Below are 26,925 nucleotides of genomic sequence, written 5' to 3' on the forward strand. Positions count from 1 at the left end.
TCTCCACCACCTGGTACGACCAATGGGGCAACGTCACCCGCACGCTGACCGCCGGCAACCGGGAACGGGCACTCAACACCAGCCCCACCGACGACACGGCAACCGAGACGGTGCTGGCCCGCGCCCTTTCGACCCTGAACACCTACTCGACTGACGGTCAGCGGCTCACCAGCACCTGGGGACCGGAGCACGACGTGATGCTCCCCGACGACACCGTGGTGCGCGGCCGGGCGATCACCCTCAACACCTACGACGAGGGGGCACCGACCACCGGTGCTCCCTACAACCTGGTCACCACCCAGAAGGTCGGCGTCCGCTGGTACCTCAATGGCGTTCAGACCGACAGCGATCTGCGGACCACCACCACCACCTACGACTGGGGCCTGCGCCAGCCGATCGCGGTGACCGTGGACCCGGCCGGCCTCGCCCAGGCCACCCGCACCAGCTACGACCCGATCACCGGCCTGGTCACCTCCACCACCGCACCGGCGGGCGGGACCGCGACCGACACACCGGCGACCCGCAAGACCATCTACTACCGGGCCACCTCCGGCTCCGGCTACGCCGAGTGCGACCTGAAGCCCGAGTGGGCGAACCTGCCCTGCCGGGTGCAGCCCGGCGGCCAGGCCGCATCCGGGCCGGAACTGCCGGCCACGGTCACCACCTACGACATGTACAACCAGTCCCGGGTGGTGACCGAGAAGACCAGCGCCGGCACCCTGCGGACCACCACCACGACCTACGACAGCGCCGGCCGGCCGTACGAGACCATGGTGACCGCAGCCGCCGGTCTCGGCATCGCCGTCCCGGTCACCCGCAACGTCTACGACCAGGCCACCGGCCAACTGCTGCGAATCCAATCCGTGGTCGGCGGCACGGTGACCGCCGAGATCATCAAGCAGTACGACACCCTCGGCCGGCAGACGTCCTACACCGACGCCGACGGCAACGTCTCCACCACCACCTACGACCTGCTGGGCCGGACCGCGACCAGCCACGACGGCAAGGCGCAGCGGACCTACACCTACGACGGGGGCAGCGAGCGGCGTGGCCTGCTGACGTCGGTGGACGACACCCAGGCCGGGGTCTTCTCCGGCAGCTATGACGCCGACGGCAATCTGGTGTCGGAGACCTGGCCCAACGGGGTACAGGTCACCACGGAGACCGACGAGACCGGCACCCAGGTCGGCCTGACCTACGTCAAGCCGGGCTGCGCAGCCACCGACTGCACCCTCTACAGAGAGTCAGTGACGGCGTCGGTGTACGGGCAGTGGCGACAGCACGTCTCCAGCCTGTCGGAGCAGAGCTACGCCTACGACCAGGCCGGGCGAATGACCAGCATCGGCGACATCATCGGCGCGCAGTGCACCACCCGCGACTACGGGTTCAGCACGTCGTCGAACCGCACCTCGCTCACCGAGTACGCGCCGGCGACCGACGGCGCGTGTCAGACCACCACGGTGGCCTCGTCGCAGACCTGGACCTACGACACCGCAGACCGCGTCAACACCAGCGGGTACGCCTACGACGCCCTCGGCCGGACCACCACCGTCCCGGCGGTCGACACTGGCAACCCCGAGGGCGGTGACGTCACGGCCACCTACCACGTGACCGACCTGATTGACACGATCACCCAGAACGGCCGCACCACCGACTACACCCTCGACGTCACCGGCGAGCGGATCCGCTCCTGGACCGACAACATCGGTGGCACCGCCGAGCAGCGGGTCAACCACTACGACAGCGACGACGACAGCCCCTCCTGGACCCAGGAGAGCCCCACCTCCTTCACCCGGCCGCTGACTGGCCTCACCAGCATGGCCGGCATCTTCGACAGCGGCGCCGGCCAGGTCAGCTGGCACCTGACCAACCTGCACGGTGACCTGGTCGCCGAGATCGACGCCACCGGGGAGGGCCTGGCCCGCACCACTGAGGCCACCGAATACGGCACCCCACGCAACACCGCCGGCATCGGCACTGAGCGCTACGGCTGGCTCGGAGCCAAACAGCGCGCGGCCGACACCCCGTCAGGCACCGTATTGATGGGTGTGCGGCTCTATAACCCGGCCACCGGCCGCTTCCTCCAGGTCGATCCCGTTTACGGGGGTGGCTGCAATACTTACGAGTACACTTGCGCCGACCCGGTCAACAGAGAGGACCTCGACGGTAAGTTTATCCGCAGGCTGTGCAAGTGGAAGAGTCTCTGCGCCAGGGCAGGTGCGTGGGCTGTTCGTGGACTCTCCAGAGCCAACAAGTGGGCGTTTCGATGGCAATTGAAGCAGGGCACAGGGGCATTCTTCCGCTTGAACAGATTCCTTTTCGGCAGGAAGCACACCCACGGTTATCAAGGCATCTTGAACCGATCGAAGATCATCCGGATAGGCTACAGTTGGAATAATGCTAAGCAGCGGAACATGTTCTCGATTCACGGCGGATATGCGAAGCCCAAGACCTGGTGGCAGCGTAAGGTTCCGCGGTTCCACTGGGATTTGTTCTAGGGATTGCCGTATGCACATGTGGAACTTCCTAAGGGATCTGGCAATACATATCCAGGCCGCGATTGGCGACTATGGTCAGGTTCGCGTGACCGGGCAGAACGAGAAGATCACGGTGGAGGTTGCGCCGAAGGTCCCAGGTCCCTGTCGCCTTGCAGCATTTCTTCAAGATGAAGATGAAATAACGATCGAATTCGGCGAGATGTCCATCCTTGATTTCCATGGCCAGGCCGCGGAGGACTTGCAGGATGCGTGTCGACAAGCGGTTGACGCTATTATCGACGGAAAGGTGTCAGAAACCGTCTACGTGAAGAAGGGGGTGCCGGTGCGGGCTGTTGCCCAATTGAGGCTTCCCGACCGGTCGATTACGGTCCATACCCGCATGGGGGTGGCACCCTTCTCGCGTAAGGGTGTGACCCACGACTACCTCCCGTACGTGACCAGGTAGAAGTGGACAGTTGAGCCTGGGGCGGCAGATCATGATCTGTCGCCCCAGATGGCTTTGGCTGCCGCGGTCGACCACGGGTGAGGCACCGATTCTTCTATCGAGGCCCTACGCATGTCTCCAGCGGCATCCGATTTGGACGTTATGCCCGTGTCGGCCTTACTCGCCGCCGTTCCTTGCTGAGATCACCTCTTGCGAACACGAACGCGGAAGGCGAGGCAAACATGGATGGCGGCCTCGTGGACTGCGGTGCTGTATGGGAGATGGAGGTTGTTTGGCCCTCCGGAGCCGGCTTGCGGAAGCAGGCTTCAAACCACCACGAGGGGCGTTGGCTGAAGACCGTCGTCCTGAGCGTCGTTGGAAAAGGCGCGACCATGATCGCGTCAGGTGTGGACCGGGAAGATGAGCGATGAACGTCGAGTTCTCTGCCGTTGACGTGTCGAAACTCAGTCAGATGACATCGAAACCGAGGCCGGAGGTGAGTCTCGGGATGAGCCTGGGGGATATCCGCTTACTGCCCAGGTGGTGTCCGGCATATAGGCAGCATGAGCCCGGTCCAGGCTCTCGTATGGAACGTGTGAAGGCGGACCCCGATACCGTGCGCTGGGTGACCGGCGGCGAGAGGGAGGACTCCAAGCGGCGGAAACCGCGAGGAGCAGAGTACCGATGCGGGGACGCTGGCGGACTCGCCTGTAGTAGCTGTGAACCGCCTGCGTATCGCAGTGGGTCGGGGAGCCAAGGGGCGGGGTCGTTCAGGCTGGCGCGGGCGGTCAACCGTGAGGGAGGAACCGCGTGAGTCAGCCAGGGTTGACAGGCAAGTCGCATGACATCCCCAAGCGGCTGATCTGGGCCGCGTGGCTGAAGGTGAAAGGTAACGGCGGAGCGGCCGGAGCCGACGGCGTGACGATCGAGCAGTTCGAGACGAGGTTGGCTGACAACCTCTACCGGCTGTGGAATCGCATGTCGTCGGGCAGTTACTTTCCCGGCCCGGTCCGGGCGGTGGAGATCCCCAAGAAGGGTGGAACCAGGATTCTGGGCATACCCAACGTGGTCGACCGGGTGGCACAGACCGCGGCGGTGCTGATGCTGGAGCCGGAGGTGGAGAAGCTGATTGCCGACTTGCGTCGCTGTCGGCTCGCAGCGACCCTGCACGAGTTCCAAGAGCGGCTGTTCCCGTTGGCACTCAAGGTCGAGCAGCATCGCAGCGAGAAGAGCCGCGTCGTCAAGCAACTCAAGAATCCCCGCAGCGCGGTGCCGCGCGCTGCGCCCGCCCTCGCCACGGAAACTGGACCCGTCGAACCTTGATTCGTGGCTCCTGGACGCGGAAGCCTTCGAGCGGATCTGACGACAGCTCAAATCGATTCAGCGATGCCATCGCCTGGGGGCGTTCGGGTACGACCCGTGTCATCGTGGCCCAGTCCCGCAACACTTCCCCGACCGCTTCATCGGTCGGACGGCTTGTTCAACCGGGCAGAGCCCTGTCCCGACGCGGACTGGGCGGCATCCAGCCCCACCGCCCCACACCCCTAATGCGCCCCACATTTTCGCCTCAAGCCGGCGGAAGGACACGGACGGCCCGAATCCGCAGGTAGAGGCCGTTTTCGCCGTCGCCTCTCTCCGCACTCTGAGGAGGCCAGTGTGGGGCGGTCGCGTGACCACAATTGTGACCAACGATCACAGAAAACCGACACCAGTCGATGACCGATGCCGGCTTACCTGCGAAAACACAAGTGGAGCCGAGGGGACTCGAACCCCTGACCCCCACACTGCCAGTGTGGTGCGCTACCAGCTGCGCCACGGCCCCTTGCGATCGTCCCCGGTCGCCCGGGCACGGAGAGAACTATACACACGCCGGTCGGCATGGTCATCTCGCGGGGGGTCCCCACGCTCGCAGGTCAGTTGAGCGCCACGTCCGGCGGGAAGTGGGCCACCGCCGCCATCATGCCGCCCTGCCGCCGCAGCACCATCGGCCAGAGATCATCCGGCCGGTCGACGAAGGCGTCCCCGGGCAGCGCGTCGAGGACGAACCAGGACCCCTCCTCGATCTCCCGTTCGAGCTGACCCGAACCCCAGCCCGAGTAGCCGGCAAAGACCCGGATCCCGCCGATGGCGTCCCGCAGCCGCTCCGGGTCCACCGACAGGTCGATGGTGCCGACCGCGCCGGAGACCCGGTGGAAGCCCTTCACCGGCTTGATCGGGTGTCGCATCCGGGCCAGGCAGATGGCCGAGTCAGGCTGCACCGGCCCGCCCTCGAAGAGCACCGCCGGATGCCGGGCCAGGTCGCTCCAGTCGCCCAGGACGTCGGCCACCGGCACCTCGGTCGCCCGGTTGAGCACCACACCGAGCGCGCCGCCGGGCTCGTGGGCGACCAGCAGCACGACCGTACGGTCGAAGTTGGGGTCCTTGAGCGTCGGAGTCGCGACCAGCAGCCGCCCGGTCATCGAGTCCATGGCCCGGCCACCGATCGCCTGTCCCTCACCCTGCATGTCCGACACCCGTCAGCCGTACGCCGGTGCGGCGCACCCGCCGTCGTCGGGCACGCGCCCTGTCAACGCCATGCCACGCACCATAGCCTGCGCCCCGTCCGCTGGTTAAGGTCTGACGGCTGGGTGATCGCGACAGGATCGAGGGAGGGCCGCATGGGTCCAACGGCCGAGCTGGCGGTGATCGGCGGGTCGGGCCTCTACGCCCTGCTCGACGGCGCCACCGAGCACGAGGTGGACACCCCGTACGGCCCGCCGTCCGGGGCGATCACGATCGCCGAGGTGGGCGGGCGCCGGGTGGCTTTCCTGCCCCGCCACGGGCGCGACCACCGCCACCCCCCGCACCGGATCCCGTACCGGGCGAACCTGTGGGCGCTGCGTTCCCTCGGCGTACGCCAGGTGCTGGCCCCGTGCGCGGTCGGCGGGCTCCGGCCCGAACTGGGCCCGGGCACGTTCGTGGTGCCGGATCAGCTCATCGACCGCACCAGCGGCCGGGTGCAGACCTACTACGACCGGGGTGCGGTGCACGTCCCGTTCGCCGACCCGTACTGCCCGACGGGCCGCCGGACGCTGCTCGACGCGGCGGCCGGGCGGAGCGTGCCGGCGGTGGACGGCGGGACGGTGGTGGTGGTCGAGGGGCCGCGTTTCTCCACCCGCGCCGAGTCGCGCTGGTTCGCCGCGATCGGCGGCACCGTGGTCAACATGACCGGCCACCCGGAGGCGGTGCTCGCCCGCGAGTTGGCCCTCTGCTACACGTCGATCGCGCTGGTCACCGACCTGGACGCGGGGGTCGAGGCCGGCGAGTCGGTGACCCAGGAGGAGGTCTTCCGGGTGTTCGCGGAGAACATCGACGTGCTGCGCACGGTGCTGCTGGACGCGGTGGTCGCGCTGCCGGCGGAGCGGACCTGTCCGTGCGGGCAGGCGCTCGACGGGATCAAGCTGCCCTTCCCGCTGCCCTGATAGTGAGGGAAGCGCCCGAAAAGTCAACCGAGGACCGATAAATTCGGTTGGTCGGGGAGCGCTGATCACCGGGCCGCCTCCGGCACCACGCGGGGACGGGAGGCAGCCGGCGATGGCAACGGTCCGCGACAGCACCTACGACCTGCTCCGTGACCTCGGCCTGACCACCGTCTTCGGCAACCCCGGCTCGACGGAGGAGACCTTCCTGCAGGACTTCCCCGCCGACTTCCGGTACGTGCACGCCCTGCACGAGGCGTCGGCGATGGGCATGGCCGACGGCTACGCGCAGGCCACCGGCCGCCCGGCGCACGTCAACCTGCACACCGCCCCGGGCACCGGCAACGGCATGGGGAATCTGGTCACCGCCTGGCACAACAAGACGCCGCTGATCGTCACCGCCGGCCAGCAGAACCGGGAGATGCTGCTGATCGAGCCGCGGCTGGCCAGCCGCCGGGCGACCGAGCTGACCCAGCCGTACGTCAAGTGGGCCTACGAGCCGGTTCGCGCGCAGGACATCCCGGCGGCCTTCATGCGGGCGTACGCGACCGCGGTGCAACCGCCGGCCGGGCCGGTCTTCCTCTCCCTGCCGATGGACGACTGGGGCCGGCCCGCCGGCCCGCCGCCGCAGGTGCGGACGGTGGCCACCCGGATCGCCCCGGACCCGGACCTGCTGCGCGGCTTCGCCGCGGTGCTGGCCGCCAGCCGGGCCCCGGCACTGGTGTTCGGGGCGGCGGTGGACCGGGCGCAGGCCTGGCCGGCGGCGGTGGCGCTGGCCGAGCGGCTGGCCGCCCCGGTCTGGTCCGCCCCGGCCCCGGAACGCGCCGTTTTCCCGGAGAGCCACCCGCACTTCCGGGGCGTGCTGCCGTACGCGATCGGCCCGCTAGCCGAGGCGCTACGCGGGCACGACACGGTGCTGGTGATCGGCGCCCCGGTGTTCCGCTACTACCCGTACGTGCCCGGCGACCACCTGCCCGAAGGCGCCCGGTTGCTGCACGTCACCGACGACCCGGACGAGTCGGCCCGGGCCCCGGTCGGGGAGAGCCTGCTCGGCGACGCCGGGCTGGCCCTCGCCGGCCTGCTGGAGCTGCTCCCCCCGGCGGACCGGCCGCCACCCACGGCCCGCCCCGACCCGGCGCCACCCGAGGTCACCGAGCCGCCGAACGCCGACGCGCTCTTCGCGGCGCTGGCCCGGCACTGGCCCGCCGACGGGGTGCTGGTGCAGGAGTCACCGTCCAACCTGTCCGCGCTGCGCCGCCGGCTGCGGGTCGACCGGCCGGGGTCGTACTTCACGATGGCCAGCGGCGGCCTCGGGTTCGGCCTGCCGGCGGCGGTGGGCATCGCCCTGGCGGAGCGGGACACCGGGCGTGGCCGGCCGGTGGTGGCGGTGATCGGCGACGGCTCGCTCCACTACTCGGTGCAGGCGCTGTGGACGGCGGCGCAGCTACGCCTGCCCCTCGCCGTCCTGGTCCCGGTCAACCATCAGTACGCGATCCTCAAGGCGTTCGCCGAGCTGAAGCACACCTCGGGGGTGCCCGCGCTGGACCTGCCGGGGCTGGACGTGGCGGCGGTGGCGCGGGGCTACGGCTGCGCCGCCACGGTGCTGGAATCGCTGGACGCCCTGGGGCCGGCGCTGGACGAGGCGCTGGCCGCCGACCGGCCCACGGTGCTGCCGGCGCCGATCAGCACCGACGTGCCGCGGATCCTCTGACCCGCCGCCGGCCGGGCGGTCAGCGCCGCCCCACCACCAGCGCCGTTCCGCTGCCCACGTCGAGCACCGCGCGCTTGCCGACCGGTGCCTTCAGGGTGACGGACACCGGCTTGAGGACCAGTTGATCGGTGCACGGCCCGGGAGTGCTGGTCACCCCGGCGCCGATCACCACCAGGTCGTCGCGCTCCAGCACCAGCGGCGTGGGCTCACCGTCGCAGGCGCCCGTCCCGACCGTGTAGTCCAGCCGCGCGCCGTCCACCGCGTCGAGGCTCTGCACGGTGACCACCCCGCCCGGCACCGGCCAGGTCGGGGCGATGCCCTGGGGTACGTCGCCGACGGCGCTCGGCGCGACCGCGACCCGGGCCACCGGCACCCGCAGCTCCTCCACCGTGAACAGCCAGGCGGGCACCTCGGCCGGCCCGCGACTGGTCCGGACCGTCGCGCTGCCCAGCTTCACCGCGGTGACGGTCAACGGCACGCACGGTTCGGCCGCCGGGGTGCCCACCGGGCCGTCCGGCCCCGGCTCGATGGTCGGGCCGCCGACCCCGGGCTTGCCCGGCTCGCCCGTCGGGGGCTTCATCGGCCGTCCCGCGCACGGCGGCGGGTCGCCCCGGTCCAGTTGGGCGTAGGCCGCGGCGGCGCTGACCAGCGGCACCCGCAGCGTGCCGTCGGGGAAGCGCACCGTGCCCTCGGCCGGCACGGCGGCCGGCAGGTCGATCTGCTCGCGGAACCAGCCCTGCGAGTACGCGTACTTGGTGTCGCCGGTGAACCCGGGTTCGCCGGCCAGCACCGTGCCGTCCTCCAGCGGTACGTACCCGCTGCGCCACGCTTCGCCGGGGCGCCAGGTGTCGGCCACCTGGGCGGCCCGCCGGTCGAACGCCGGCCAGCCGCTGCCGGCCGGGGCGGTGGACGCCGGCCCGGCCGGACCGGAGCCGGGCGCGGCGCAGCCGGCGAGGAGCAGAAGCGGCAGGCCCAGCAGGGCGATCGAGCGACGCATGTCCCTTGGACGCGCCGCCGCTGCCCCTGGTTCCTTGCTCAGTCCTCGCCGCCCAGGTCGGCCTGGTACGCCTCCCAGAGCAGGTCGGCGCCGCGCTGCCGGTGCCGGTGCAGCGCCCGGAGCAGTTCGCCGACCCGGGCGCGCAGCTCCTCGGCGGCCACCTCGGGCAGCGCGGCGGCCTGCTGGAGGGCGGCGAGCGCCGCCACGATCAGGGCGTGCTCCCGGGTCAGTTGGCGTACGCCGCGGTCGAGCCGGGGTTCCTGGCGGAGCAGTTCGGCGTAGAGGCCGGTGGGCCCCTCGGTGACCCGGACGTGCTCGGCGAAGCCCTGCCGCACCGGGCCGAGGTGGTGGATCAGGTGCTCGCGCCAGTACGGCTGCCCCATCGGCACGGCAAGCGCCCGCACCAGGGCGGGCATGTCGCCGGGGAGGGTGGGCCAGGGCTGGCGCGCGGCGGGCGGTCGGCCCGCCGCGGTGACGGTGGACGGCTGCTGGATCGGACCGGTGACCATGGGCACCTCCCGCGCTGCTGCGTACAGCGATGGTGGACCCGGGCGGGGAGCCTGTCCAGGCCCGGCGGGCACCTCATTTGCCCCACCGGCCCCAGCAGTCCCACCAGCCCCTACAGCCCCAGCGGGTTGGTCGCCATGGCGCGCAACTGCCCGGCGAGCAGGTGCGCGTCGGCATCCCGGCCCTCGGTCGGGCGGCCGGCGGTTATCGCGTCGGCGAGCGCCCGCAGCTCGTACGGGGGCAGCGCGGCGAGGCCCAGGCCCTGCAACGGGACGGTGACCCGGCGGCCGGTGTCCCGGTCCCGGGCGACGAGGGTCGGCACCCGCACCACCGTGTCATCGCCGGATCGGTGGACGACCTCACCACCGCGCACGTCGGCGGTGGCCAGGTCGACGGTGCGGGTGCCCAGGGCGCCGCGGACCGAGGCGCGGGTCCCGTCCAGCCAGGCGGCGGTGCGCAGCACCCGCAGCAGCAGGTAGAGCCCGAGCAGCACCACCGGCAGGCCGCAGAGCCCGACGAACCGGGCCGGCCCCAGGGCCGACGCGGTCGGCCCGCCGTCCAGGTCCGGCGGGAGCAGCCCCGGCGGCAGATCCCGCGCCTCGTCGTAGGACGGGAAGGGGTCACCGGTGCCGGTGAGCCGGGACAGCATCCGGTCGGCGAAGACCGGCAGCAGCACGAAGACCGCCCCGAACGCGGTGAACAGGACGCCGACGACCGCCGCGAACACGCGCTGGCCGGGCGTCGCGCCGACGGAGAGCCGGATCTTCTCGTTCGTCACAGCCGGGAGCCTAGAGGCCGTCGACAAGGCGACCGGACCTGGAGACGACTGTGCGCCCCGGTCCGGTGGACCGGGGCGCACAGGTCAGGTGGTGGAGGTGCCGGGAATCGAACCCGGGTCCTTCGCCGCCTTGTCAGGGCTTCTCCGAGCGCAGCTCGCTGTGCCTCTACTCGGCCCCTCCGATCACGCGAGCGAGTCGGTGTGACGGGCCCAGTCGCTGATTGATCTCGCCGCACGGACCCCGCGACCGGGTCCGATTGGCCAGCCTTCTAGCTGATGCCGGCTAACTGGGTCGAAGGCGCTCCCAGGCCGACAGACTTGCTACTCGCCTCAGGCGGCGAGAGCGAAGTCAGCGCGATTGTTCTTGGCGCTTATTGGTTTCCGACGACCGATTCACGAGACGACGTCGGCTTCCTCGGCTCGCTTCCCCTGCCGCAACGTACGAAGTCGAAACCAGTCACCCCCTCGACGGGCTGCCCCTGTCGGCAGCAACACCAAGCCTAACGCCTGGCGCAACCGGATTCATTCCGAGGCCGGCCCTGGCCGACTACCCGGACGAACCGGAAATATCACTCACTCATGCCCTTGCCACGCCGACCCGCCACCCGGGCGATCTCCCGCTCGGCGTCCCGCTTGGCGAGGTCCTGCCGCTTGTCGTACGTCTTCTTACCCTTGGCCAGGCCGATCTCCACCTTGGCCCAGCCGTCGGAGAAGTAGACCTGCAACGGCACCAGGGTGAGACCGCTCTCCCGGGTCTTGCCGATCAGCCGGTCGATCTCCAGCCGCTTGAGCAGCAGCTTCCGGGTACGCCGGGGCTCGTGGTTGGTCCAGGTGCCCTGGGTGTACTCCGGGATGTGCATGCCGTGCAGGTAGAGCTCGCCGTTGCGCTCCTGGGCGAACGCGTCGACCAGCGACGCCCGCCCGGCCCGCAGCGACTTGACCTCGGTGCCGGTCAGCGCCATGCCCGCCTCGTACGTGTCGAGGATGGCGTAGTCGTGGCGCGCCTTCTTGTTGGAGGCGACCACCTTGCGGCCCTTTTCCCGTGGCATCGGCGCCACCTCCCTTCCCATCGGTCGCAGAGCGGAGATCATGCTACCCCGTGCACAAGGGCCCTCCCGCGCCGTTTATTCCGGCGCGGGAGGGCCCTCGGAGAGCCGTACCCGGAAACTAGACCCGCAGGTAGAAGCGGAGCGTGACCCAGGCGGTGACCGCGCTGACCAGACCACCGACGGCGGCCATCAGCGGGAACGTGAGCAGGATCTCCGACCACGAGATCGGGGTGATCAGGCCCTCCAGGGCGGCCAGTGAGCCACCGCCGGCGACGAGTTTGACGCCGATCAACGCCAGCAGGCCGAGGATCGAGCCGAACAGGCCGGCGACCACCGCCTCCAGCACGAACGGCGCCTGGATGAACCAGTTCGAGGCGCCGACCAGCTTCATCACCGCGACCTCGCGCCGCTTGCTGTACGCGGCCACCTGAATGGTGTTCGCGACCAGCAGGAGGGCCGCGACCGCCATCACGATCGCGATGGCCAGGGCGAAGTTCTGGATGCCGGTGAGGACGCCGAAGACCTTGTCGAGCAGCTTGCTCTGGTCGACGATCTCGTCGACCCCCTCGGTGTCCTTGTACTGGTCGTAGATGTTCTTGTACTGCTCGGGGTTCTTGAGCTTGAGCCGGAACGACTCCGGCAGCTGGTCCGGCTTGACCGCGTTCACCAGGTCGGGCGCGTCGGCGTACATCTGCTTGAAGCGGTTGTACGCCTCGTCCTTGTTGACGTAGGTGACCTCCTTGACCAGCGGGTCACCCTTCAGCTTGCTGTCCAGGTCCGTGCGCTGCTGCTCGCTGACGTCGGTCTTGAGGAAGATCGAGACCTCGACGTTCTCGTAGTAGAGGTCCTTCATGTCGCCGACCTTCTGGTAGAGAAGGCCGCTGCCGCCCAGCATGAACAGCGACACCGCCATCGTGATGATCATCGCGATGGTCATGGTGACGTTGCGCCACAGTCCGACCAGTACCTCGGACAGGACGTATTTCATCCGCATCGGGAATTCCTCCGGCTCTCCGGCGTGAGGTGTTCGTCGTCAGGGTCTACGGATCGTCAGCCGGGACGGCTCAGCCGTAGACGCCACGGTGCTGGTCGCGCACGATGCGGCCGCTCTCGATCTCGACGACGCGGCGGCGCATCTGGTTCACGATGTTGGAGTCGTGCGTGACCATCACGACGGTCGTGCCGGTGCGGTTGATCCGGTCCAGCAGGCGCATGATCTCGATCGAGGTGTCCGGGTCCAGGTTTCCGGTGGGCTCGTCCGCCAGCAGGATCAGCGGGCGGTTCACGAACGCTCGCGCCACCGCGACCCGCTGCTGCTCACCACCGGAGAGCTCGTGGGGGTAGCGGTGCTCCTTCCCACCGAGACCGACCAGCTCCAGCACCTCCGGCACGACCCGGCGGGCGACCGCCTTGGTCTTGCCGATCACCTCCAGCGCGAACGCCACGTTCTCGTAGGCGGTGCGGTTCGGCAGGAGCCGGAAGTCCTGGAAGACACAGCCGATGGAACGCCGGAAGTGGGGTCGCTTCCAGGAGCGCATCGACGTGACGTCCTTGCCGTTGACGACGACCCGCCCCTTGTTGGGGGTGACCTCGTGCAGCAGCATCTTGATGATCGTGGACTTGCCGGAGCCGGATGGACCGATGAAGAAGACGAACTCGCCCTTCTCGATCGAGACGGACACGTTGTCGAGCGAAGGCCGGGACGCCTTCGGGTACGTCTTCGTCACTTGCTCAAGCTGAATCACGGGTCGAGAGTCTACGCGGTGTAACGGAAGAGCCAACCCCCCCGCCCCACCGTTGCGGGTCGCGTCGTCGATTCGGCCGGTCAGACAGAGATCGATGACGCGTTCAGTTCGAGCGCGATCACGCACCGTCAGCGGCGAGCTGCTGCTGCTTCCGCCAGCGGATACCGGCCTCGATGAAGCTGTCCAGCTCACCGTCGAAGACCGAGGCCGGATTGCCCGTCTCCTGCTCGGTACGCAGATCCTTCACCATCTGATACGGGTGCAGGACGTACGAGCGCATCTGGTCGCCCCACGAGCCGGCGGCGTCGGTCTTCAGGCCCTGGAGCTTGGCCTGCTCCTCCTGGCGCTTGCGCTCCAGCAGCCGGGCCTGGAGCACCCGCAGCGCGGACGCCTTGTTCTGCAGCTGGGACTTCTCGTTCTGGCAGGTGACCACGATGCCGGTCGGGATGTGGGTGATCCGCACCGCCGAGTCGGTGGTGTTGACGCTCTGCCCACCCGGGCCCGAGGACCGGTAGACGTCGACCCGCATCTCGTTCTCGGGGATGTCGATGTGGTCGGTCTGCTCGACGACCGGCAGCACCTCGACGCCGGCGAAGCTGGTCTGCCGGCGGCCCTGGTTGTCGAACGGGCTGATCCGCACCAGCCGGTGGGTGCCGGACTCCACGCTGAGCGTGCCGTACGCGTACGGCACCTTGACCGTGAAGGTGGCCGACTTCAGGCCCGCCTCCTCGGCGTACGAGGTCTCGTAGACCTCCGTCGGGTAGCCGTGCCGCTCGGCCCAGCGCAGGTACATGCGCAGCAGCATCTCGGCGAAGTCCGCGGCGTCCACGCCGCCGGCGCCGGCCCGGATGGCGACCAGCGCCTCCCGGGAGTCGTACTCGCCGGAGAGCAGGGTGCGGACCTCCATCTCCTGGATGGCTTTGGTCAGCCCGGTGATCTCCGACTCGACCTCGGCCAGCGTGCCCGGGTCCGACTCGGCCTGGGCCAGCTCCAGCAGCACCCCGGCGTCGTCGAGCCGGGAGCGCAGGTCGCCCAGCTTGGTGATCTCACCGTTGACGTACGACAGCTGCGAGGTGACCTGCTGCGCCTTGGCCTGGTCGTCCCAGAGGTCGGGCGCGGAGGCCTCCTGCTCCAGGCGGGCCTTCTGCTCGCGCAGCTTGTCGAGGTCGAGCACGGCCTCGATGTTGCGCAGGGTGGCGTCGAGTTCCTTGAGCTGTTCGGCGTAATCGGCAGCGGTCACGACAGACAAGCCTACTGCCTACCTCGCCCCACCTGCGGCAGGTGGTCAGCCGACCGGGGCGGTCTTGAGCCAGGACAGCGCCGCCTTGTGATAGGCGACGGCGAACTCCAGCGCGCTGGCGTCGTACGAGTCGCCCTCCTTCTTGGCGTTCTTGACCTGCTCGCGCACCGCCGCCAGCGCCTCGGTGTGGTACTCGTTCGCCGAGGCGTACAGGTTCTTGAGCTGGCTCGCCGAGTGCAGGTTGCCGAAGGCGATCCGTAGCGCGATCGGGTTACGGATGGTGTCCTTGCCGGGATTCTCCGCCAGCCAGCGGGAGAATGTCCGTTTCCCGCTCGCCGTGATCGCGTACGGCTGGCTCATCCGCGGCCCGGGCTTCCCGAGCCGCACCAGACCCTTCTCGGCCAGCACCGGGAGCTCCCGGTAGACCTGACTGCGGGTCATCGACCAGTACGGCGCCAGCCGGCGCTCGGCGGCGGCCATCAGTTGGCCGCCTGTCATCGGGCCGTCGTGCAGCAGACCCAGCAGGGCCGCCGCCGTCGGGTTGACTCCGGATTCCGCCATGCCCTCTAAGCTGCCACTTTGTCGGCATCGGCGTCCACGTTTCGCCGATTTCGCCACCCGTTGGCGGGTCCGATGTGCACTGTCGGCCGACGACAGTCCGCCGGGGACGCCGCCGGGTGCGGAAGGGCCCCTCGGCGGGGCCCTTCCGCGCGCCTCAGCCCATGTGCGGGTACGTGTGGTCGGTCGGCGGGACGAAGGTCTCCTTGATCGTCCGCGGCGACATCCAGCGGACCAGGTTGTGCCAGGAGCCCGCCTTGTCGTTGGTGCCGCTGGCCCGGGCGCCGCCGAACGGCTGCTGCCCGACCACCGCGCCGGTCGGCTTGTCGTTGATGTAGAAGTTGCCGGCCGCGTACCGCATCTTCTCGGCCACCTGGTCGACCACCCGGCGGTCGGTCGCGAAGATCGACCCGGTCAGGGCGTACGGGGCGATCGACTCGGCCTGGTGGACCGCCTCGTCGAAGCGGGCGTCGTCGAAGACGTGCACGCCGAGGATCGGGCCGAAGTACTCGGTGGTGAAGGTCTCGTGCGCGGCGTCCGAGCACTCGAACAGGGTCGGCCGGACGAAGTACCCGACCGAGTCGTCGGCGGTGCCGCCGGCCAGCACCGTGCAGCTGTCGTCACCCTTGATCAGCTCCAGCGCGGCGAGGTGCCGGCCGAACGCCTTGTCGTCGATGACCGCGCCGCCGAAGTTGCTGAAGTCCGTCACGTCGCCGTAGGTCAGCCCGTCGGCGGTGGCGGCCAGCCGGTCCCGCAGGCCGCCCTCCCAGATGGACCGGGGGATGTACGCCCGGGACGCCGCCGAGCACTTCTGCCCCTGGTACTCGTACGCCCCCCGGATCAGCGCGGTGTGCAGGGCGTCCACGTCGGCGCTGGGGTGCGCGACCACGAAGTCCTTGCCACCGGTCTCGCCGACCAGGCGCGGGTAGCCCCGGTAGCGGCCGATGTTCTCGCCGACGGTCCGCCACAGGTGCTGGAAGACCTTGGTCGAACCGGTGAAGTGGATGCCCGCCAGGTCCGGGTCGGCGAGCACCACGTCGGAGACCTCCTCGCCGCGCCCGGTGACCATGTTGATCACGCCGGGCGGCAGGCCGGCGGCCTCGAAGAGCCGCATGGTGAAGTGCGCGGCGAACTGCTGGGTCGGGCCCGGCTTCCAGACCACGGTGTTGCCGAGCAGGGCCGGCGCAGAGGGCAGGTTGCCGGCGATCGCGGTGAAGTTGAACGGGGTGACCGCGTAGACGAAGCCCTCCAGCGGGCGGTGGTCGAACCGGTTCCACACCCCGGGCGAGGACATCGGCTGCTCGGCCAGCAGCTTGCGGGCGAAGTACACGTTGAACCGGAGGAAGTCGATGAACTCGCAGGCGGAGTCGATCTCGGCCTGGACGGCGGTCTTCGACTGGCCGAGCATGGTGGCCGCGTTGAGGGTGTCCCGCCACGGGCCGGCGAGCAGGTCGGCGGCGCGCAGGAAGATCGCGGCGCGCTCCTCGAAGGGCAGCGCCCGCCACATCGGGGCGGCGTCCTTGGCCGCCTTCACCGCGGCGCGGGCGTCGTCGTGGGTGGCGTGGCCGGTGACGCCGAGCACGTGGGCGTGCTTGTGCGGCTGGACCACGTCGATCGGCTCGCCGCCGGCCATCCGCTGCTCGCCGGCGATGGTCATCGGCAGCTCGATCCGCTCGGCGGCCAGCTCGGCCAGCCGCCGCTGGAGCCGCTCCCGGTCGGCACTGCCGGGCTCGTAGGTGTGGACCGGCTCGTTGCGCGGCTCGGGTACGGAGAACACGGCGTCCATCACAGGCTCCTGGCGATCTCGACGGCGGTGGCGAAATCGGACCCGCGGGCACCGACCAAGCGGCCGGGTGCCGGGCGTCGCGCGGCGGACCGGTCGCGGCGGCGGGACCTCGGCCAATTCTTCCATGCGGCAGCCCCCGACACCCCCGCCGGTGCCGTCACCGACAGGATCGCGGGTCGAACCACGAAGCGACGGACCGTAGGCCACGGCCCGCTGCTACCCGCCCAACCATCAGTCGGACCGGCTTCGGGCCTGCGATCCGTCGCCCGAGCCGCTTTCGGCGTACGCCGGCCCGGGACGCCCGGTGGTCACCGCCGGCCACGCTGGCGGTCCGCTCCCGGAGGTCACGCCCGCGCTGGACCCATCGGACGCGAGGGGCGCGGGACCGACCGGGGGTGGCGCGTACCCTGGATGGCCGGTGACCTGCCCGGCCCGGCGCGGCCGACCGGCGTCCGTCGAGAGGGAGACGATGAGCAACCAGCCCGGCAGCTCCACGGCCGCGGAGCCGGACCAGCCCGAGGCCGCCCCGGTCGAGGTGCCGGACCAGGCCGAGGCCGTCCCGGCCGGCGCCGCGGAGCGGCCGGCGTACGCGCCCGGCGCGCTGGTGCTGGCGCTGGTGGCGGCCGGCTGGCTGGCCGCCATGCTGTGGTCCACCCGGGCGGCGATCACCTCCGCCGCGGCCGGCGTCACCGCGATCAGCCTCTCCGCGTACGCGCTGCCCGGCGTGATCACCGCCGCGCTGGTCGCCGGCGCCGCGGTCGCGCTGGCGACGACCAACCGGATCGGCCGGGCCACCCTGCGCTTCCTCGCCGCCGTCGGCACCGGCCTGCTGGTCGGGCTCGCCGCCGCGGTGGCGATCAACCTGACGTACGCCGACAACGCGACCACCAACACCATCGCCGGCACCACCGCGGCGGCGGCGATCATCGGCGGCGCGATGGCCGGCGCGCGCAACGCCCGGGTGGTGGGTGCGCTGGCTACGGCGACGCTGGCCGCGCAGGTCTTCGTGGTGCTGTTCAGCCGCGCCCGGGATCCGCTCTCCGACCTGTTCGGGGCCGGGGACACCCAGCAGTCGATGCTCGACGCCGCGAAGTGGGTGTCCCGGACCGAGTCGCTGCTCGCCGGGCTGGTCGCCGGCCTGGTGGCGTTCGGCTACCTCGCCTGGGCCCGACGCCGGGCCGCCCGCCGGGACGGGGTCGCGCCCGACGGCTCCGGCTCGGAGCCGGAGTTGTCGCAGCTGCGCTGGCCGGCGTACCTGGTCGCCGGGGCCGGCGCGGGCCTGCTCCTGCTGCTCACCGAGGTGATCATCCGGGTTGGCGGGCACGGCCTGCTCGACCTGGCCGCCGCGCTCAGCGAGGCGGACCAGGTGGCGCAGACCGCGCTCGGCACCTCGCGGATCGACAACGCCATCTGGTTGCTGTTCGTGGGGGCGCTCACGGCGCTCATCGCGTTCGGCCGCACGCTCGGCCCGCGCCCCACCGTCGACGAGGACGAGGACGAGCCGGCGGAGGACTGATCACCACCCCGCCGGTCAGCCTCAGCCTCAGCCGACCTCGCGGAGCAGCAGGTCGAGCTCGGTCACGTCGTACCACTCCAGCTCGTGGTCCTCGGCGCCGTCGACGGTGAACTGGGCGTCCGGGTCACCCGCCCGGGCCTCCGCGACCACCTCGGCGGCGGCCGCCACGTCGTCCACCGCCTCCGCGCCGTCCACGTGGATCGCGGCGACCGCCTTGACCGGCACCGGTCCGCTCAGCCGGACCACGCTGGAACCCAGCTCGCCGCCGACCCGGCCGACCGCCCCGGCCGGCAGGTCCACCGAGACCACCACCCGGCGCCGGGGCGCGGCCTGGTCGGCCCGCAGCAGCACCAGCGCGTCCTGGGCGGCCCGGGTGAAGGCGACGTACTCCAACTCCTCCTCGTCGCCCTCGGCGTACCACTCGCGCAGCTCGGGGGTGACCGCGTGCGCCTCGTCGGCGGCGAGGCCCTCCTCGCGCAGCCGCGCCAGCATCGGGACGGTCGCCGGCACGTACACCCGGACAAGCTCGTCGGTCACCGGTCTCTCCCAAGTTCAGGCCCGGCCGGCGGACGCCGACCCCGGGCGCCGATCATGCCGTACGCCGTGACCGTCATACACCTCGCACCCGGCCTGGACGTGGCGCCCCGCCGGTGTGTCCCGCGCGGGTTCGGCGCGGCCGTGCCGGGCCGGACAGTGGGGCCGCCGGGCCGCTGATGGCACACTGAGGCAAACGAAGCCAAACCCAGGAGTCGCCGTGGAGCCGAGGTTCCTGCTGCTGTCCGACGTGGCCGCCGAGCTGAACGTGTCGGACTCGCAGGTCTACCACATGGTGCGCAGCGGCGAGCTGCCCGCCATCAAGATCGGCGGACGCGGTCAGTGGCGGGTGGAGCGGGCCCGGCTGGAGGAGTACATCGAGCGCAAGTACGCCGAGACCGCCGACTGGGTACGCGGCAATCCGCTCGTGGATCGCGACGCGGAGTAAGCACACCGTTCCTCACCGGCATTGACGCCCGGCCCCGCCGTGCCCGAAAATGAACCCTGTCGGAGGCAAACGAAGGCAAACGCAAGGGACAGGGGTTGAGGATGGTCGACACCCGCCGCCCGCCGGCCCCGCGTCCCCCGATCCGCCTCCGCCCTGCCCCGCCGATCGACCCGCCGCTCGTCGACGAGACCTCCCCGTGGGTCGATGCGGACCAGCTCACCCTCGACCTCTTCGACCCGCGTCGCCGGGATCCGGGCCGGCCCACCGGGCGTCCCGCTGAGGCACGACCGGTGCCCACCGGGCCGGGGCGGCGCTCCGCCGCTCCCCCGGCGGCGGCCCTGGCCACGGCCACCCCCGAGGCGACCCGCGCGGCCTACCGGTTCGTCCGCACCTTCCTGGAGATCGTCAACGGCTATCGGCCGCCCGGTCAGCTCCGGCCGCTCTGCCTGCCCGAGGCCGCCACCCCGGTGGCCAACGAGCTGACCCGGGCGTCCCGCCGACTCGGCCCGGTACGCCGCCGGTCCACCCGACCGGCCCTCCAGCTCCGCCGGCTGCGGGCGTGCGAACCGCGTACCGGGGCGGTCGAGGCGGCCGCCGTGCTCGCCGGCGCCGGCGGAGCGAGCTGGGCGATCGCCCTGCGCCTGGAGCACCGCCGCGGCACCTGGCTCTGCACCGTCCTCGACGTCCTCTAGCCCGCGCCCCGCGCCCCACGCCCCACGCCCCACGCCCCACGCCCCACGCCCCACGCCAAGATCGTGGCCCGGGTCGGCATCCAGCACGACGCCGCGCTCAAAGCAGGAAGTAGTGGCATCGAAGTGAGGCTGATGCCACTCGATCCAGGATCGAGCACGATCTTGAAGCCGCCACCTCCCCGCTACACGCGGCAAGGGTGCGTGGGGCCGGGAGCCGGTGTAGATCGACGCGCGATGCGGCAGGGCGGGGGCTCCGGGCGGCCGGAGAGCGCGACATGCCGCAATCCGCCGACCGCCGGCTCCGCCGCCCCGCCAGCACACCGCCCGCCGCACCGCCGCACCGCCGGGTGAGGGTGGAGACGGGGACGGGCCCCGGCAAAAGCCGGGGCCCGTCGGTGACGTTGGTGCGGGCGGTCAGTTGCCGCCGTTGGGGGCGCCGTGGCAGCGCTTGTACTTGCGGCCGGAGCCACAGGGGCAGGGCGCGTTGCGGGACGGGCCCTCCCCGCCGTCCACCTGGCCCGGGGCGGCCCGACGAGCGGTGCTGGCGGCGATGGCCTGCCCGCTCATCCCGGCCGGCGCGCGGCGCGGGCCCGACGCGGCGGGCCGCTCGGACTCCTTGCCGACGCCCAGGGCGGGTGCCTGCTGCTCGGTGCGCTCGATCACCGGAGCGCCCCGGCCGGCCTCGCCGTCCACCGCGGGCGCGGAGTATTGCAGGCCCTGCTGCTGCGGCGCGCGGTTGAGACCCTTCGCGCGGATCTCCACCGGCTTCTCCAGCAGCTGCACCTCCTCCGCCTCCGGCTCGGGCTCCTGGACCTGCACCTCGAGGTTGTAGAGGAAGCCGACCGTCTCCTCCTTGATGCCGTCCATCATGGTGGCGAACATGTCGAAGCCCTCGCGCTGGTACTCGATGACCGGGTCGCGCTGGGCGTACGCCCGCAGGCTGATGCCCTCCTGGAGGTAGTCCATCTCGTACAGGTGCTCGCGCCACTTACGGTCGATCACCTGGAGCAGGACCATCCGCTCGAGCTGGCGTACCGCCTCCTCGCCGAGCTGCTCCTCCCGCCGGTCGTACGCGACGTGCGCGTCCTCCTTGAGGCGGGCCAGCAGGAAGTCCTGGTCGAGACCGGCGCGGGAGCCGACCTCCTCCTCCAGCTCCTCGATGGTGACGCCCACCGGGTAGAGCTGCTTGAGGCTGGCCCACAGCTGCTCGAGGTCCCAGTCTTCGGCGTAGCCCTCGCTGGTGGCGCCCACCACGTACGCGCCCACCACGTCGTCGATCATGTTGCGGACCTGGTCGGAGAGGTCCTCGCCGTTGAGCACGCGGAGGCGCTCGGCGTAGATCACCTGGCGCTGCTTGTTGAGCACCTCGTCGTACTTCAGGACGTTCTTCCGGATCTCGGCGTTCTGGCCCTCGATCTGGGCCTGCGCGCTCTTGATCTGGCGGGTGACCATCTTCGACTCGATGGGCACGTCCTCCGGGATGTTGAAGCGCTCCATCACGGCCTCGACCGCGCCGGCCCGGAAGCGCTTCATCAGGTCGTCCTGGAGGGAGAGGTAGAAGCGGGACTCGCCCGGGTCACCCTGCCGGCCGGCGCGACCCCGCAGCTGGTTGTCGATCCGGCGCGACTCGTGCCGCTCGGTGCCCAGCACGTAGAGGCCGCCGGCGGCGGCGACCTCCTCCGCCTCGACGTCGCAGGCCTGCTTCCAGGTGGGCAGGACCTCCTCCATCGCCTTGGCGTACTCCTCCGGCTGCTCGACCGGGTCGAGGCCGCGCTGGCGGAGTTCGTTGGCGGCGAGGAACTCGGGGTTGCCGCCGAGCAGGATGTCCGTGCCCCGGCCGGCCATGTTGGTGGCGACGGTGACCGCGCCCTTGCGCCCGGCCTGGGCGACGATCTCCGCCTCCTTGGCGTGGAACTTGGCGTTCAGCACGGAGTGCGGGATGCCCCGGCGCCGCAGCAGGTGGGAGAGGATCTCGGAGTTCTCCACCGAGACGGTGCCGACCAGCACCGGCTGGCCCTGCTCGTGCCGCTCGGCGATGTCCTCGACCACGGCGTTGAACTTGGCCTTCTCGGTCTTGTAGATGACGTCGGCGCGGTCGAGGCGGACCATCGGCCGGTGCGTCGGGATGGTCACGACGCCGACCTTGTAGACCTTGTTGAACTCGCTCGCCTCGGTCTGCGCGGTACCGGTCATGCCGGAGAGCTTCTCGTAGAGGCGGAAGTAGTTCTGGAGGGTGATGGTGGCCAGGGTCTGGTTCTCCTGCTTGATCTCCACCCCCTCCTTGGCCTCGATCGCCTGGTGCATGCCCTCGTTGTAGCGGCGGCCGTGCAGGATGCGGCCGGTGAACTCGTCGACGATCAGGACCTCGCCGTCGCTGACGATGTAGTCCTTGTCGCGCTTGTAGAGCTCCTTGGCCTTGATCGCGTTGTTCAGGTAGCCGACCAGCGGCGTGTTGACCGACTCGTAGAGGTTGTCGATGCCGAGCCGGTCCTCGACCTTGGCCACCCCGCGCTCGGTGATCGCGATGGTCCGCTTGGCGTGGTCGACCTCGTAGTCGCCCTCGCCGTCGGTGCCCGGCTGCAGGCGGGCCACCACGGCGGCGAACTCCTGGTACCAGCGGGCGGAGTGCTCGGCCGGGCCGGAGATGATCAGCGGGGTCCGGGCCTCGTCGATGAGGATCGAGTCGACCTCGTCGACCACCGCGAAGAAGTGGCCGCGCTGCACCAGTTCGTCCCGCGACCAGGCCATGTTGTCGCGCAGGTAGTCGAAGCCGAACTCGTTGTTGGTGCCGTAGGTGATGTCGCACTCGTACGCGGCGCGGTGCTCGCTGGCCGGCCGGTTGGGCAGCACCACGCCGACGGTCAGGCCGAGGAACTCGTGCACCCGGCCCATCCAGGCCGCGTCGCGCTCGGCCAGGTAGTCGTTCACCGTGACCACGTGCACGCCCTTGCCGGCGAGCGCGTTCAGGTAGACCGGCATGACCGAGGTCAGGGTCTTGCCCTCACCGGTCTTCATCTCGGCGATGTTGCCGAAGTGCAGCGCCGCGCCGCCCATCACCTGGACGTCGTAGGGCCGCTGGCCGAGCACCCGCGAGGCGGCCTCCCGGCACACCGCGAACGCCTCGGGCAGCAGGTCGTCGAGGGTCTCGCCGTCGGCGAGCCGCTCCTTGAACTGCTCGGTCATGGCCCGCAGCTCGTCGTCGGTGAGGTTGACGTAGTCGTCCTCGATCGAGTTGACGGCGGCTGCGATCGCCTTGAGCCGGCGCAGCATGCGGCCCTCGCCCGCGTTAAGGACCTTTTCCAGAATCGACACGGATCAACGCTCCCCTAGACAGTCTCGAACCATCGTAGGCGCTCCATCGCGGCGATGGTCACTGGTGGCGGCGGTCCGGGTCACGGAACCCGACATAACCCCCCGGGCGGCCGTTGAGCGGCGGTTATCCGGTTACGCCCACGGCGAACGATCCGGCACGATGACCCGATGGAGTCCGTGGAGATCATCGAGGACGGCCTGCTGCTGCGACCCTGGCGGGCGGAGGACGCCGACGCGGTGTACCGCGCCTGCCAGGATCCGGACATCCAGCGCTGGACCACCGTACCTCGCCCGTATCTGCCCGAGCACGCCCTCGGGTACGTGACCACGATCAGCGGGACGGCCTGGGCGGAGGGCACCGAGGCGCTGTTCGCGGTCTGCGACGCCGACAGCGGACAGCTGCTCGCGTCCTGCGGCCTGGTCTCGATCGACCGGGCGTTGGACTCGGCCGAGGTGGGCTACTGGACCGCCCCCTGGGCGCGCGGCCGGGGCGTCGCGGTACGGGCCACCCGCGCGGTCGCCCGCTGGGCCTTCGACGCGCTCAAGCTGCGCCGGCTGGTCTGGCAGGCCGAGATCGGCAACCACGCCTCCCGCCTGGTCGCGCTCCGGGCCGGCTTCCGGATCGAGGGTGAGCTGCGGCTGGCCCAGCCGGCCGTCGACGGCCGCCCGGAAGGCTGGATCGGCTCCCTGCTCCCGCACGAGCTGGCCGCACCCGGCGAGCCGATCCCGTACGGCCCGGAGACGCTGGAGGCCCGCCGGGCCGCGGTCTTCGGGCGGCCGCAGCCCGTCCTCTTCGCCGACGCGGCCGGCGCGGAGCTGCGGCTGCGTCCGCTGGAGGAGCGCGACCTCGACGCGGTGATCGAGACCTGCCGGGACGAGCAGACCATCCGCTGGACCACCGTCCCGCACCCGTACCTGCCCGAGCACGCCGAGGGCTTCCTGCACGACGTCGCGCGGGCCGCCTGGGCGCGCGGCACCGGCGCCAGCTTCGCCGTCGCCGGCCCCGACGACCGGTACGCCGGCTCCATCGACCTGCGGATCTCCCCCGCCTCCCCGGTCGTCGCCGACGTGGGGTTCATGACCGCCCCGCACGCTCGGGGACGCGGGGTGATGCCGGCGGCGCTCGCGGCACTGAGCGCCTGGGGGTTCACCACGCTCGGCCTGGCCCGGATCGAGTGGCGGGCCAACGTGGGCAACACCGCCTCCCGGCGGGCCGCCGAGAAGGCCGGTTTCGTCTTCGAGGGCACCGCCCGGGACGGCGTCCAGCACCGGGGTGAGCGGGTGGACGTCTGGGTGGCCGCGCTGCTGCCCCGGGACCTGGCGTGACGCCGGAGACCGTCGAGGCGCACGGGATCCGGCTGCGGCTGTTCCGGCCGGACGACCTGGTGGACCTCGTCGCCGCCGCCGCGGATCCGCTGACCCGGCGGTTCATGACCGGCCTCCCCGACCCGTACACGGAGGAGAGCGCCCACTGGTGGATCACCGAGGGGGCGCCGGCGGCCTGGGCCGGCGGCGGCGCGGCGTACGCGGTCGCCGATCCGGCCACCGACCGGCTGCTCGGCACCGTCGGCCTGGGCACCCCGCTGCCGGAGCGGCGGCAGCTGGAGATCGGCTACTGGATGGCGCCGTGGGGGCGCGGCCGAGGGGTCGCCACGGCCGCCACCCGGGCGCTGGCCGAGCGGGCCTTCGCCGCCGGGGCCGCCCGGCTGGAGCTGCTCACCGCGCCGGAGAACGCGGCCAGCCAGCGGGTGGCGCTCGCCGCGGGCTTCCGGCACGAGGGGGTACGCCGGGCGGCCGGCACCGCCCGGGACGGCAGCCGCTACGACCTGGTCGCCTGGGTACGCCTCGCCGACGACCCGCCCGGGCCGACCGCCCGGCTGCTGCCGGACCTGCCCGGGGGCCGGCTCACCGACGGCGTGGTCGCCGTGCGCCGCCTCGGGCCGGCGGACGCGGATCCGCTGCACCGGCTGCACACGCTGCCGGAGGTGGTGGCGAACCGGGTGCCGCCGGTCGCGCCGACGCGGGAGTCGATCGAGCGGCGCTGCCGGCTCGCGGAGAGCCACTGGCTGGCCGGCAGCTCCGCCGATGTCGCCGTGGTCGACGCGGGCACCGGCGCGGTGGTCGGGGGCTGCGCGCTGGTGTACGACGAACCCGCCACCGGTCAGGCCATGTTCGGCTACAGCATGCTGCCCGAGGCGCGCGGCCGCGGGCTGGCCACCCGGGCGGTGGGGCTGCTGGCCGGCTGGGCGTTCGACGTCGGGCTGGCCCGGCTCTGGGCGGGGACCCGGCCGGAGAACGTCGCCTCGCAGCGGGTGCTGGAGAAGGTGGGCTTCCGCCGGGAGGGGCTGCTGCGCGGTCGCCTTCCCGGGCCGGCCGGCACCCGCATTGACTCGGTGATCTTCGGTCTGCTGGCCGAGGATCGGGTCCGCTGACGGCGGGAGCCGTGGTGGTGGGCCACCACGGCTCCCGGTCGGTCTGCGATCGACGGTGGTCAGGGCGCCGTGTCGAGCGAAATGATCCCGTAGTCGTAGGCGTGCCGGCGGTAGACCACGCTGGGGCGGCCGGACTCCTTGTCCTGGAACAGATAGAAGTCGTGGCCGACCAGTTCCATCTGGAACAGGGCGTCGTCGACGGTCATCGGCTCGGCGGGGTGCACCTTCGCCCGCGCGATGTGCCACGGCTGGCCGTCGTGCTCCTCGGTGACGTACTCGTCGTCGGGTCGGTCGGCGACCGCGGTCGCCGTACGGGAGCCGTTCAGCGCCGCCAGCCCGGGCCCGTCGAGGTCGGCCACCGGCAGGTCGGCGGTGGCGGCGGCGACGGAGAGCGGCGCGTGCCGCCCCCGGTGCACCCGACGCCGGTCGGCCGCCCGGCGGAACCGGGTGTCCAGCTTGGCGATGGCCGCGTCCAGCGCGCTGTAGAAATCATTCGTGCAGGCCTCGGCCCGGATCACCGGTCCGCGCGTCACGCAGGTGATTTCCACCCGCTGGCAGTGGTCGGCCTGGCGCGGATTGCGCTCGTGGAACAACTCGACATCCACGCGAATGAGCTTGTGGTCGTAGCGTTCGATCTTCGCGAGCTTTTCGGCTACGTGCACCCGGTAATGGTCCGGCACTTCGACGTTACGGCCCTTGACCACGATGTCCACGTGACCTCCCTTGTTCGGACGGTCGTTCGGTCCGGAATCTCTCCGGTCGACGCCCCCAGGGAGCTGCCCCGCTCGGCGTCGACCGGTTGGTACGGCTACGCCTCCTTCCAGTGCCGGGGAAGGGTGATGGACCTCCTACCCCCGACACGGAAACGCTAACTCCTGTACGGCCACCAGTCACCCCTGGTTGCCGAGAGAGGCCGCGAAATTTAACAGGTCATACACCATGGGGTGAAACGGAAACACGAAGCGTCACTGATGGTGCCGTTTTTGCGTTGCGGCGAGCACCGCCGCGGCGTTTGGCGTCATTCCCGCCGCGTGCAAGACCCGGCTCACCGCCGCAAGTGTCGCCCCGGTGGTGACGATGTCGTCGAGCAGCACGATTCGCCCGTCCACTCCCGGCCGGCCGGGCCGGCGCAGCCGGAACGCCGCGTCGGCCGCCGCGGCCCGCCCGGCGCTGTCCAGCGCGACCGAGTCCGGCCGGGGCAGCGCCCGCAGGGGGTGCCGCACGCGTACCGGCCAGCCGG

The 26,925-nt window shown here is 71.1% G+C and carries 23 protein-coding genes, 1 tRNA gene, 1 other RNA gene and 1 pseudogene; 10 read left to right on the plus strand and 16 right to left on the minus strand.

All coding sequences use genetic code 11. The features are described 5' to 3' along the window. The 3 genes from EFE23_RS21820 to EFE23_RS28600 all read left to right on the plus strand — a co-directional run. Positions 1 to 2,498, plus strand: a 2,498-nt coding sequence (locus EFE23_RS21820) for an RHS repeat-associated core domain-containing protein (RefSeq protein ID WP_305034577.1), incomplete at its 5' end; no start/stop codon positions are given. A gap of 10 nt (positions 2,499 to 2,508) precedes the next feature. Continuing rightward, complete coding sequence (locus tag EFE23_RS21825) at positions 2,509 to 2,943, plus strand: hypothetical protein (RefSeq protein WP_123242803.1); 435 nt, start codon at positions 2,509 to 2,511, stop codon at positions 2,941 to 2,943. A 789-nt stretch (positions 2,944 to 3,732) separates the two neighbouring features. Then, the gene (locus tag EFE23_RS28600; protein ID WP_199737172.1) at positions 3,733 to 4,245 is read left to right on the plus strand and encodes an RNA-dependent RNA polymerase family protein; all 513 of its coding nucleotides are present in this window, start codon (positions 3,733 to 3,735) and stop codon (positions 4,243 to 4,245) included. Between the two features lie 426 nt (positions 4,246 to 4,671). Here EFE23_RS28600 and EFE23_RS21835 read toward each other — a convergent pair. After that, a tRNA-Ala gene (locus EFE23_RS21835) sits at positions 4,672 to 4,744 on the minus strand. A 91-nt stretch (positions 4,745 to 4,835) separates the two neighbouring features. Continuing rightward, a complete protein-coding gene (locus tag EFE23_RS21840; protein WP_123242822.1) occupies positions 4,836 to 5,426 on the minus strand; it encodes a YqgE/AlgH family protein in 591 nt (196 codons plus the stop codon). A 153-nt stretch (positions 5,427 to 5,579) separates the two neighbouring features. Here EFE23_RS21840 and EFE23_RS21845 point away from each other — a divergent pair, with 153 nt between their 5' ends. Together EFE23_RS21845 and mdlC are read left to right on the plus strand one after the other, a co-directional pair. Next, positions 5,580 to 6,383 carry an S-methyl-5'-thioadenosine phosphorylase gene (locus EFE23_RS21845; RefSeq protein ID WP_123242804.1) on the plus strand — a complete coding sequence of 268 codons (804 nt, stop codon included), beginning with the start codon at positions 5,580 to 5,582 and terminating at the stop codon, positions 6,381 to 6,383. 112 nt (positions 6,384 to 6,495) lie between these two features. Further along, positions 6,496 to 8,091, plus strand: coding sequence for a benzoylformate decarboxylase (mdlC, locus tag EFE23_RS21850; RefSeq protein ID WP_123242805.1), 1,596 nt, complete (start codon positions 6,496 to 6,498; stop codon positions 8,089 to 8,091). A gap of 19 nt (positions 8,092 to 8,110) precedes the next feature. On the opposite strand, the gene EFE23_RS21855 is transcribed toward mdlC, so the two are convergent. From EFE23_RS21855 to pruA, 10 genes are all read right to left on the minus strand, one after another. Further along, positions 8,111 to 9,088 carry a hypothetical protein gene (locus EFE23_RS21855; RefSeq protein ID WP_123242806.1) on the minus strand — a complete coding sequence of 326 codons (978 nt, stop codon included), beginning with the start codon at positions 9,086 to 9,088 and terminating at the stop codon, positions 8,111 to 8,113. A 38-nt stretch (positions 9,089 to 9,126) separates the two neighbouring features. Next, positions 9,127 to 9,597 (minus strand): hypothetical protein, encoded by a 471-nt coding sequence (locus EFE23_RS21860; protein WP_123242807.1) that lies wholly within the window; start codon positions 9,595 to 9,597, stop codon positions 9,127 to 9,129. A 110-nt stretch (positions 9,598 to 9,707) separates the two neighbouring features. Then, a complete protein-coding gene (locus tag EFE23_RS21865; protein WP_123242808.1) occupies positions 9,708 to 10,373 on the minus strand; it encodes a hypothetical protein in 666 nt (221 codons plus the stop codon). Between the two features lie 89 nt (positions 10,374 to 10,462). Further along, positions 10,463 to 10,838, minus strand: a transfer-messenger RNA (tmRNA) gene (gene ssrA / locus EFE23_RS21870). Positions 10,839 to 10,942: 104 nt separating this feature from the next. Next, entirely contained in the window at positions 10,943 to 11,422 is a 480-nt protein-coding gene (smpB, locus tag EFE23_RS21875) for an SsrA-binding protein SmpB (RefSeq protein WP_123242823.1), read from the minus strand. A 118-nt stretch (positions 11,423 to 11,540) separates the two neighbouring features. After that, positions 11,541 to 12,416: a permease-like cell division protein FtsX gene (ftsX, locus tag EFE23_RS21880; RefSeq protein ID WP_123242809.1), complete on the minus strand. Its 876-nt coding sequence runs from the start codon at positions 12,414 to 12,416 to the stop codon at positions 11,541 to 11,543. Between the two features lie 70 nt (positions 12,417 to 12,486). Further along, entirely contained in the window at positions 12,487 to 13,167 is a 681-nt protein-coding gene (gene ftsE / locus EFE23_RS21885; protein ID WP_123242810.1) for a cell division ATP-binding protein FtsE, read from the minus strand. A gap of 118 nt (positions 13,168 to 13,285) precedes the next feature. Continuing rightward, positions 13,286 to 14,407: a peptide chain release factor 2 gene (gene prfB / locus EFE23_RS21890; RefSeq protein ID WP_123242811.1), complete on the minus strand. Its 1,122-nt coding sequence runs from the start codon at positions 14,405 to 14,407 to the stop codon at positions 13,286 to 13,288. A gap of 45 nt (positions 14,408 to 14,452) precedes the next feature. Next, positions 14,453 to 14,968 carry a PadR family transcriptional regulator gene (locus EFE23_RS21895; RefSeq protein WP_123242812.1) on the minus strand — a complete coding sequence of 172 codons (516 nt, stop codon included), beginning with the start codon at positions 14,966 to 14,968 and terminating at the stop codon, positions 14,453 to 14,455. A 154-nt stretch (positions 14,969 to 15,122) separates the two neighbouring features. Beyond that, positions 15,123 to 16,751, minus strand: a complete 1,629-nt coding sequence (gene pruA / locus EFE23_RS21900; RefSeq protein ID WP_123242813.1) for an L-glutamate gamma-semialdehyde dehydrogenase — start codon at positions 16,749 to 16,751, stop codon at positions 15,123 to 15,125. A 469-nt stretch (positions 16,752 to 17,220) separates the two neighbouring features. On the opposite strand from pruA, the gene EFE23_RS21905 reads away from it, so the two are divergent. Then, positions 17,221 to 18,267: a hypothetical protein gene (locus EFE23_RS21905; RefSeq protein WP_123242814.1), complete on the plus strand. Its 1,047-nt coding sequence runs from the start codon at positions 17,221 to 17,223 to the stop codon at positions 18,265 to 18,267. 27 nt (positions 18,268 to 18,294) lie between these two features. On the opposite strand, the gene EFE23_RS21910 is transcribed toward EFE23_RS21905, so the two are convergent. Continuing rightward, positions 18,295 to 18,804: a DUF6912 family protein gene (locus EFE23_RS21910; RefSeq protein WP_123242815.1), complete on the minus strand. Its 510-nt coding sequence runs from the start codon at positions 18,802 to 18,804 to the stop codon at positions 18,295 to 18,297. 217 nt (positions 18,805 to 19,021) lie between these two features. Between EFE23_RS21910 and EFE23_RS21915 the strand changes: the two genes are divergently transcribed. Continuing rightward, the gene (locus EFE23_RS21915) at positions 19,022 to 19,249 is read left to right on the plus strand and encodes a helix-turn-helix transcriptional regulator (RefSeq protein ID WP_123242816.1); all 228 of its coding nucleotides are present in this window, start codon (positions 19,022 to 19,024) and stop codon (positions 19,247 to 19,249) included. Positions 19,250 to 19,350: 101 nt separating this feature from the next. Beyond that, positions 19,351 to 19,941, plus strand: a complete 591-nt coding sequence (locus tag EFE23_RS21920; RefSeq protein ID WP_123242817.1) for an Rv3235 family protein — start codon at positions 19,351 to 19,353, stop codon at positions 19,939 to 19,941. Positions 19,942 to 20,355: 414 nt separating this feature from the next. Here EFE23_RS21920 and secA read toward each other — a convergent pair whose 3' ends face one another. Beyond that, positions 20,356 to 23,253 carry a preprotein translocase subunit SecA gene (secA, locus tag EFE23_RS21925; protein WP_123242818.1) on the minus strand — a complete coding sequence of 966 codons (2,898 nt, stop codon included), beginning with the start codon at positions 23,251 to 23,253 and terminating at the stop codon, positions 20,356 to 20,358. Positions 23,254 to 23,421: 168 nt separating this feature from the next. Between secA and EFE23_RS21930 the strand changes: the two genes are divergently transcribed. After that, on the plus strand, positions 23,422 to 24,579 hold the full coding sequence (locus EFE23_RS21930; protein WP_123242819.1) for a GNAT family N-acetyltransferase: 1,158 nt from the start codon (positions 23,422 to 23,424) through the stop codon (positions 24,577 to 24,579). Further along, positions 24,576 to 25,685: a GNAT family N-acetyltransferase gene (locus tag EFE23_RS21935; protein ID WP_123242820.1), complete on the plus strand. Its 1,110-nt coding sequence runs from the start codon at positions 24,576 to 24,578 to the stop codon at positions 25,683 to 25,685. The genes EFE23_RS21930 and EFE23_RS21935 overlap by 4 nt, the downstream gene beginning before the upstream one ends. A 59-nt stretch (positions 25,686 to 25,744) precedes the next feature. Here the strand turns inward: EFE23_RS21935 and hpf are convergent, their stop codons facing one another. Both hpf and EFE23_RS21945 read right to left on the minus strand, forming a co-directional pair. Beyond that, positions 25,745 to 26,398, minus strand: coding sequence for a ribosome hibernation-promoting factor, HPF/YfiA family (hpf, locus tag EFE23_RS21940; protein ID WP_123242821.1), 654 nt, complete (start codon positions 26,396 to 26,398; stop codon positions 25,745 to 25,747). A 252-nt stretch (positions 26,399 to 26,650) separates the two neighbouring features. Further along, positions 26,651 to 26,925 (minus strand): annotated as a pseudogene (locus tag EFE23_RS21945) (ComF family protein); the annotation flags it as partial.

This window comes from Micromonospora solifontis (assembly GCF_003725545.1).
In the GTDB taxonomy this organism is placed as follows: domain Bacteria; phylum Actinomycetota; class Actinomycetes; order Mycobacteriales; family Micromonosporaceae; genus Micromonospora; species Micromonospora solifontis.